We start from the raw sequence: 7,176 nt of genomic DNA, 5'->3' as shown, positions 1-7,176 counted from the left end.
GGAGCGGCCACATCTGGCCTTGAAATACAAAACGCCCGATGCGGTGCATCGGGCGTTTTGAGACTGAAACAGGTGTAAACCTATTTCAGGACTAGACACTCAACCCGCCGAATGGCTGATGCGGATCCGTTTTCGTGCACTGCGCGTCAGGCGAATAGACAGCATCAGCGCCGCGCAACTCAAGCCCACGATCAGTCCCTGCCACAGTCCGCTCGGGCCGCTCGGTGCGCCGAACCAGTCGGTCAAGCCCAGGGCGTAACCCACCGGCAAGCCGATCCCCCAGTAGGCAAACAGCGTCAGGATCATGGTCACCCGCGTGTCCTGATAACCACGCAGTGCGCCGGCGGCTGTCACCTGGATCGCATCGGAAAACTGGAACAGCGCCGAATACACGATCAGCATCGCCGCCACCTGGATCACCGTTGGATCGGCTGTGTAGATCGCGGCGATGTGCTCGCGCAGCAACAGCATCAGGCTCGCGGACAGGCAGGCATACGCCAGCGCCGTGCCCATGCCGACCCCGGCGGCGAAGCGTGCTTCGCGCGGTTGCTGACGGCCCAGGGCCTGGCCTACCCGAACGGTGACGGCCATGCCCAGGGAGTAGGGGATCATGAACACCAGCGAGCTGAAGTTCAGGGCGATCTGGTGTCCTGCGACCACAGTGGCACCAAGGCTGCCGATCAGCAGGGCAATCACGGCGAAGATGCTCGACTCGGCAAACACCGCAATCCCGATCGGCAGACCGATCCCCAGCAAGCGCTTGATCACCGACCATTGCGGCCAGTCGAAGCGGCTGAACAATTGGCTCGACTGATAGGCCGGTGCCCAGCGCTCCCAGCCGGCCATGCCCAGGGCCATCACCCACATCACGATGGCGGTGGCCCAACCGCAGCCAACGCCGCCCATGGCCGGGACGCCGAAGTGGCCGTAGATGAAGATGTAATTGAGGGGAATGTTCAAGGCCAGGCCGCACAGGCCCAGCACCATCGCCGGCCGGGTGCGGCCCAGGCCGTCACTGAAACAGCGCAGCACATGATAGAACGCGACGGCAGGCAAGCCACTGGCAATGCCATGCAGGTATTGCATGCATGGGCCGATCAGTTCGGGATCGACCTTCATGACGTGCAGGATCGGTTCGGCGCTGAACAGCGCGCCGGTCGCCAGCAGTCCGACGACCAGTGCCAGCCACAGCGCCTGACGTACGATCGGGCCGATTTCACTGTGGGTGCCGGCACCGAAGCGCTGGGCAACTTTTGGTGTGGTCGCCAGCAAGGTGCCGGTCATCAGCAGGAACACCGGCACCCAGATCGAGTTGCCCAGGGCCACGGCAGCGAGGTCACGTGGCCCAACCCGGCCGGCCATCACCGCATCGACGAAGCCCATGGCGGTGGTCGCCAGTTGCGCGATCATGATCGGCAGGGCCAGGCCGAGCAGATTCTTCAGCTCAAGGCGTACCCGGGCCGGGCGAGAAAGGGAGAGGGCGGCAGGGTGGTCAGTCACGGAATTCAAAGGCGAAACGTCCAAGGGGTGCTAAGTACAGTCGCGCATTCTACGCCTTGACGCAGTAGTCAGGAAAAGACAGTGTTACCTATTTGTAATCTCCCGAAATTGCAGCCGCAGCACAGAGGGATAGGCGCTGGAGGGTATCTACGCCTACACTGCCGATCCGCCCAAGGAGCCTGCCATGCTGATTGTTGCCGACGAAAATATCCCCCTGCTCGATGCCTTCTTTGAAGGCTTCGGTGAAATCCGCCGGGTACCGGGTCGCTCCATCGATCGTGCTACCGTCGAACAGGCCGATGTACTGCTGGTGCGTTCGGTCACCAACGTCAACCGCGCATTGCTCGACGGCAGCAAGGTGCGTTTTGTCGGCACCTGCACCATCGGCACCGACCACCTGGACCTGGAGTACTTCCATCAGGCCGGCATCACCTGGTCCAGCGCCCCGGGCTGCAATGCCCGCGGGGTGGTTGACTACGTGCTCGGCAGCCTGCTGACCCTGGCCGAGATAGAGGGCGCCGACCTGACACAACGCACCTACGGCGTGGTCGGTGCCGGACAAGTGGGCGGGCGGCTGGTCAACGTCCTGCAAGGCCTGGGCTGGAAGGTGCTGGTCTGCGACCCGCCCCGGCAAGTTGCTGAAGGTGGCGATTACGTCAGCCTTGAGCGGATCATCGAAGAATGCGACGTCATCAGCCTGCACACGCCGTTGAGCAAGCGAGGCGCGCAGCCGACCTGGCATCTGTTTGACGAAAAACGCCTGAAGCAGCTCAAGCCAGGCGCCTGGCTGATCAACGCCAGTCGTGGTCCGGTGGTGAACAACGCAGCGCTGCGCGAAGTGCTGCTGGAGCGCGAAGACCTCCAGGCGGTGCTGGATGTCTGGGAAGGCGAACCGGAAGTCGATGTTGCCCTGGCTGATCTGTGCGTGCTGGCGACGCCGCACATTGCCGGCTATAGCCTCGATGGCAAGCAGCGCGGGACTGCGCAGATCTATCAGGCGTATTGCCAGTTTCTCGGACAACCGGCCGTGGTCAGCTTGAGCGATTTATTGCCGGCACCCTGGCTGGCGCACGTGACCCTGAACGCACAAACCGATCCGGCCTGGGCCCTGGCGACGTTGTGCCGTGGTGTGTACGACCCGCGCCGCGACGATGCGGATTTTCGTCGCAGCCTTGTCGGCAGTGTCAGCGAGCAGCGTGCGGCATTCGATGTGCTGCGCAAGAACTATCCGCCGCGTCGTGAGATCGACGGATTGCAGGTGCGGATCGAGGGCGACTCAGCGGCGTTGCGGCAAATAGTGGCAGCCCTTGGCTCAACAGCGGTCTGATACACCACTGGGCATAAAAAACCCGGCCAACAACGGGCCGGGTCAAGAAGACGGTGGCTACATCACTTTTGTTCGGCAGGCTTGACCAATCGGTCTTCCAGTTCGCGGCAGGCGCACTGGATCATTGCTTCAGTGATCGGTACCTCGCGGCCCTGTTCGTCGATAATCGAGCAACCCAGAGACTGGTCTGGCTGCGTGCGGATCACTTGAATCTTGTCATCGCTGCTGTTTTGCAAGGACATGGCCTGTCTCCTCTTCAGGTGTGTGCCTACTTTAAAGCCGTCAGGTGACCGGGCTATGACAACTCCCTGCGGTCTTTCCGAAACGGCGTTACCAGTCCACCAGAAATGCCATCATCTGGCTACTCGAACTTTAGACCATTAGCGTCTAGTCACTAGTCTTGCCGGTCATAATTAACCTGACGCATTGTGATTTACAAAGTTCCTCGGCCAACGAGCGTGTAGGCTGACCTTAATGACCTCCGTGGATGATTGCGATGCTCTCTGCCCGTCAACGCCGTGCGATTCGCCTGGCCAGTCGTTTCATCGTCCCGTACCGCTGGCAGGCCCTGGGTGCCTTGCTCGCGTTGATCGTCACCGCTGCAATCACCTTGTCCATGGGGCAGGGGATTCGCCTGTTGGTGGACCAGGGTTTCATGACCCAGTCGCCACACCTGCTCAACCAGTCCATCGGTCTGTTCCTGTTGCTGGTGATGGGGCTGGCGGTCGGCACCTTTGCGCGTTTTTACCTGGTGTCGTGGATCGGCGAGCGTTGCGTCGCTGACATCCGGCGCCAGGTGTTCAACCATTTGATCTACCTGCACCCGGGTTTTTATGAAGACAACCGCAGCTCGGAGATCCAGTCACGCTTGACCGCCGATACCACGCTGCTGCAATCGGTTATCGGTTCTTCGTTGTCGCTGTTCCTGCGCAATCTGCTGATGGTGCTGGGCGGGATAGTGCTGCTGTTTGTGACCAACCCCAAGCTCACCAGTATCGTGGTGGTGGCTTTGCCATTGGTGATCGCGCCGATCCTGATTTTCGGGCGCCGGGTGCGCAACCTGTCGCGCCTGAGCCAGGACCGGATTGCCGACATCGGCAGCTACGTCTCGGAAACCCTGGGCCAGATCAAAACCGTGCAGGCCTACAACCATCAGGCGCAGGACGAGCGGCGCTTCGCCAGGACCGTGGAAGATGCCTTCGACACCGCGCGCAAACGCATCTTTCAGCGCGCCTGGCTGATCACCCTGGTGATCGTGCTGGTGCTCGGTGCGGTCGGGGTGATGCTCTGGGTCGGCGGCATGGACGTGATCGCCGGGCGGATTTCCGCAGGCGAGCTGGCGGCGTTTGTCTTCTATAGCCTGATCGTCGGCAGTGCATTCGGCACATTGAGCGAGGTGATAGGGGAATTGCAGCGTGCGGCCGGGGCCGCCGAGCGGATCGCCGAGTTGCTGCGCTCGGAAAACATCATCCAGCCGCCAGCTACCGGGGCAGTGGCGCTACCGGAGCGAGTCCGGGGCAATCTGCAGCTGCAAGCGGTGCGCTTTTCTTACCCGTCACGTCCTGAAAGCTATGCCGTCGATGGTTTGAGCCTTTCGATCAATGCCGGCGAAACCCTCGCACTGGTTGGTCCCTCCGGCGCCGGCAAGTCCACGGTGTACGATCTGCTGCTGCGTTTCTACGACCCCGCCGAGGGGTGCATCCTGCTCGATGGCGTGCCGCTGGTACAGCTCGACCCATTGGACTTGCGGCGCTGCTTCGCCCTGGTCTCGCAAAACCCGGCGCTATTTTTCGGCAGCATCGAAGAAAACATTCGTTACGGTAATCCGGCAGCAACCCCGGAGCAGGTCCGGGAAGCGGCGAAAATCGCCTATGCCCATGACTTCATCGAGGCCATGCCCAATGGCTACCAGACGCACCTGGGCGACGGCGGTCTGGGTTTGTCCGGCGGCCAGCGCCAGCGCCTGGCCATCGCCCGGGCTTTGTTAGTGGATGCACCGATCCTGTTGCTCGACGAAGCCACCAGCGCCCTCGATGCCCAGAGTGAACACCTGATCCAGCAAGCCCTGCCAAGCCTGATGAAAAACCGCACCACCCTGGTCATCGCCCACCGCCTGGCCACCGTGAAAAACGCCGACCGGATCGCGGTGATGGACCAAGGGAAACTGGTAGCGGTGGGCACGCACCTGGAGCTGATCGCCAGTAATGCGCTGTATGCGCGGTTGGCGGCGTTGCAGTTCAATGATGGCCAGGAAGTATTCGACCCAGTAATCGACTAAGTAGCGACCAAATGGATCAATAAAAAATGCCCGCATCTTTCAAATGCGGGCATTTTTACGGCTAGCGAGAACTGCTCGCAGCTTGTGGCTTAAAGCTTGCCGCTGCAGCTCTTACTGATCGTCGAAATACCGCTCATGCCAATCCACGATCGGTTGCGGTGAGTTGAGTTTCTGGCCGTAGATCACCGAATACGACAGCACGTTTTGCACGTACTGGCGGGTTTCGTCGAACGGGATGCTCTCCACCCACACGTCGAAGCTCAGGTGGTCTGCGCCGCGCAGCCACTGGCGCACGCGGCCGGGACCGGCGTTGTAGGCGGCGGAGGCGAGGACGCGGTTGCCGTTGAACTGGCTGTGCACCTGGCTCAAATAGGCGGCGCCGAGCTGAATGTTCTTGTCCGGGTTGAGCAACTGCTGTGGCGAGGAATAAGGAATGCTGAACTTGCGTGCGGTTTCCTTGGCGGTCGCGGGCATCAGCTGCATCAGGCCCGTTGCACCGACGCCGGAGCGAGCATCGTCCATGAAGGCGCTTTCCTGACGGGTGATGGCAAACGCCCAGCTCGGATGCAGTCCGCGATTCTTCGCTTCACGCACCAGGGTTTCGCGATGGGCCATGGGGAAACGGATGTCCAGGTCATCCCAGTATTGCGCCTGGCTGATGGTGCGGATCGCCGGGAAATACCATCTCAGGTCGTAGCCCAGTTTGGCCTGGGCGACCATTTCATCACGGCTGAAATGGCGGCTGACGTGGTACCACTCGCGGCGACCGTCGACGATCTGGCCGCGGGCGTGGAACTCCAGGGCTCGGCGGATGCCGGGTGTGTTGCGTACTTTATTGATGGTGGCCTGGCTGAGTGCCAGCGGCTTGTTGAGCAGCGAGTAGGGCGATTGCGAACGATCGGCCGCCATGAAGCCATAAAAGTCGCGCTCGCGGGCCAGGTTCTTGTACAGGCTCTGGGGTTCCGGGCTCTGTGGCTGCGCCAGCTCCAGGCTGCGGGCCTGCCAGTAGCGCCAGCGGTTGGCGGTGGCCAGGTCTTGCGGCACGCGGCGCGTCAACTGATAGGCCTCGTCCCAGCGCGCCAGGCGCAGCAGCAGGCGCAAGCGCCACTCGGACACCGTGTTGTCGCGCAGTTCCGGATCGTACTGGGTCATGAGGTTCAGTGCCCGACCGTCGAACCGTTTGGCGAGGGTCAGCCCGATTTCCCGGGCGATCGCGACTTTTTCATCCCGGGAGAAATGCATGCTGCTGGCATAGCCGTCGAGCAGGTTCATGGCCCGGTCCGGATCCTGGCGGGCCAGGCGGCGCAGGCCGAGGCTGACCACGTCAGACATGGGTTCATCGGCCGGAGTGAAACGCGAAGGCTGGTTGAGCATTTCCGGTTTCTGCGCCACGTCGATCAGCAAGCGACCGCGCGGGGCGAGGGTGGTCAAGCCGTTGGTCAGGCTGTTTGCCAGCGGATAGTTGCGTGCCTGGGCGGCAAGCTTGACGCGCTCCCAGCGTTTTTGCTCGGTCAACTGGCCATCGGCAGCCCACATGGCGAACAGCGTGTCGCAGGCCTCGGGCTGCGATTTGCCTGTCAGCCAGAGCTTGTTGGCGTTGGCGTAACCTTCGGACTTGAGGTTATGGCTGATCTGGTACTGCGCATTCAGGCAGTCCAGTTCGGTGAAGTTCATTTTCGGGTCGTAATACTTGACGAAGGTCGCCCAGTCGCCACGGTCGGCCAGCCAGCGCAACCAGCGCAGCTTCATCCAGTTGGCTTGCGGCAGATCGCCATGTTCGGCGAGGAATTTCTCGATTTCGGCGTTGCTCGCGGTTTTCAGGCGAGCGGTCAGCTCGTCATAGGCCAGATAGGGCTCCAGCGGATAATCGGCCAGGGCCTGGTTGTAGCGAAAGTACGGGCCGGAGTCGCCCTTGGCCAGGGCGCGCTTGGCTTCATCGTAATACTGGCGTTGGGTGGAAATATCCACGGCCTGTACGGATTGAACGGCAGCGGCAGAAAGAACAAAGCAGGATAAGAGACTGAAAAGGCGACTGCGCATGAGACATCCGGGCAGAGAAATCATGACAAGT

At 61.5% G+C, this 7,176-nt stretch carries 5 protein-coding genes; 2 read left to right on the top strand and 3 right to left on the bottom strand.

The features are described from left to right. Positions 1-99 precede the first annotated feature (99 nt). Positions 100-1,509, bottom strand: a complete 1,410-nt coding sequence (locus tag ASE98_RS04480; RefSeq protein ID WP_060540160.1) for an MATE family efflux transporter — start codon at positions 1,507-1,509, stop codon at positions 100-102. A 175-nt stretch (positions 1,510-1,684) separates the two neighbouring features. Between ASE98_RS04480 and pdxB the strand changes: the two genes are divergently transcribed. After that, positions 1,685-2,827 carry a 4-phosphoerythronate dehydrogenase PdxB gene (gene pdxB / locus ASE98_RS04475; protein WP_060540159.1) on the top strand — a complete coding sequence of 381 codons (1,143 nt, stop codon included), beginning with the start codon at positions 1,685-1,687 and terminating at the stop codon, positions 2,825-2,827. 62 nt (positions 2,828-2,889) lie between these two features. Here pdxB and ASE98_RS04470 read toward each other — a convergent pair whose 3' ends face one another. After that, the gene (locus tag ASE98_RS04470; protein WP_060540158.1) at positions 2,890-3,069 is read right to left on the bottom strand and encodes a PA1571 family protein; all 180 of its coding nucleotides are present in this window, start codon (positions 3,067-3,069) and stop codon (positions 2,890-2,892) included. 245 nt (positions 3,070-3,314) lie between these two features. Between ASE98_RS04470 and ASE98_RS04465 the strand changes: the two genes are divergently transcribed. After that, on the top strand, positions 3,315-5,105 hold the full coding sequence (locus tag ASE98_RS04465) for an ABC transporter transmembrane domain-containing protein (RefSeq protein WP_162237379.1): 1,791 nt from the start codon (positions 3,315-3,317) through the stop codon (positions 5,103-5,105). 111 nt (positions 5,106-5,216) lie between these two features. On the opposite strand, the gene ASE98_RS04460 is transcribed toward ASE98_RS04465, so the two are convergent. Further along, positions 5,217-7,145: a transglycosylase SLT domain-containing protein gene (locus tag ASE98_RS04460; RefSeq protein ID WP_060540157.1), complete on the bottom strand. Its 1,929-nt coding sequence runs from the start codon at positions 7,143-7,145 to the stop codon at positions 5,217-5,219. Between the last annotated feature and the right edge of the window lie 31 nt (positions 7,146-7,176).

The sequence above is a fragment of the Pseudomonas sp. Leaf48 genome (assembly GCF_001421885.1).
GTDB lineage: Bacteria > Pseudomonadota > Gammaproteobacteria > Pseudomonadales > Pseudomonadaceae > Aquipseudomonas.
Note: the sequence above shows the minus strand (reverse complement) of the source record. Positions and strands in the feature narration are given on the sequence as shown.

Coding starts and splice junctions, on each gene's coding strand:
- ASE98_RS04470 (WP_060540158.1), bottom strand. CDS start 3,069: ATGTCCTTGCAAAACAGCAGCGATGACAAGATTCAAGTGATCCGCACG.
- pdxB (WP_060540159.1), top strand. CDS start 1,685: ATGCTGATTGTTGCCGACGAAAATATCCCCCTGCTCGATGCCTTCTTT.
- ASE98_RS04460 (WP_060540157.1), bottom strand. CDS start 7,145: ATGCGCAGTCGCCTTTTCAGTCTCTTATCCTGCTTTGTTCTTTCTGCC.
- ASE98_RS04465 (WP_162237379.1), top strand. CDS start 3,315: ATGATTGCGATGCTCTCTGCCCGTCAACGCCGTGCGATTCGCCTGGCC.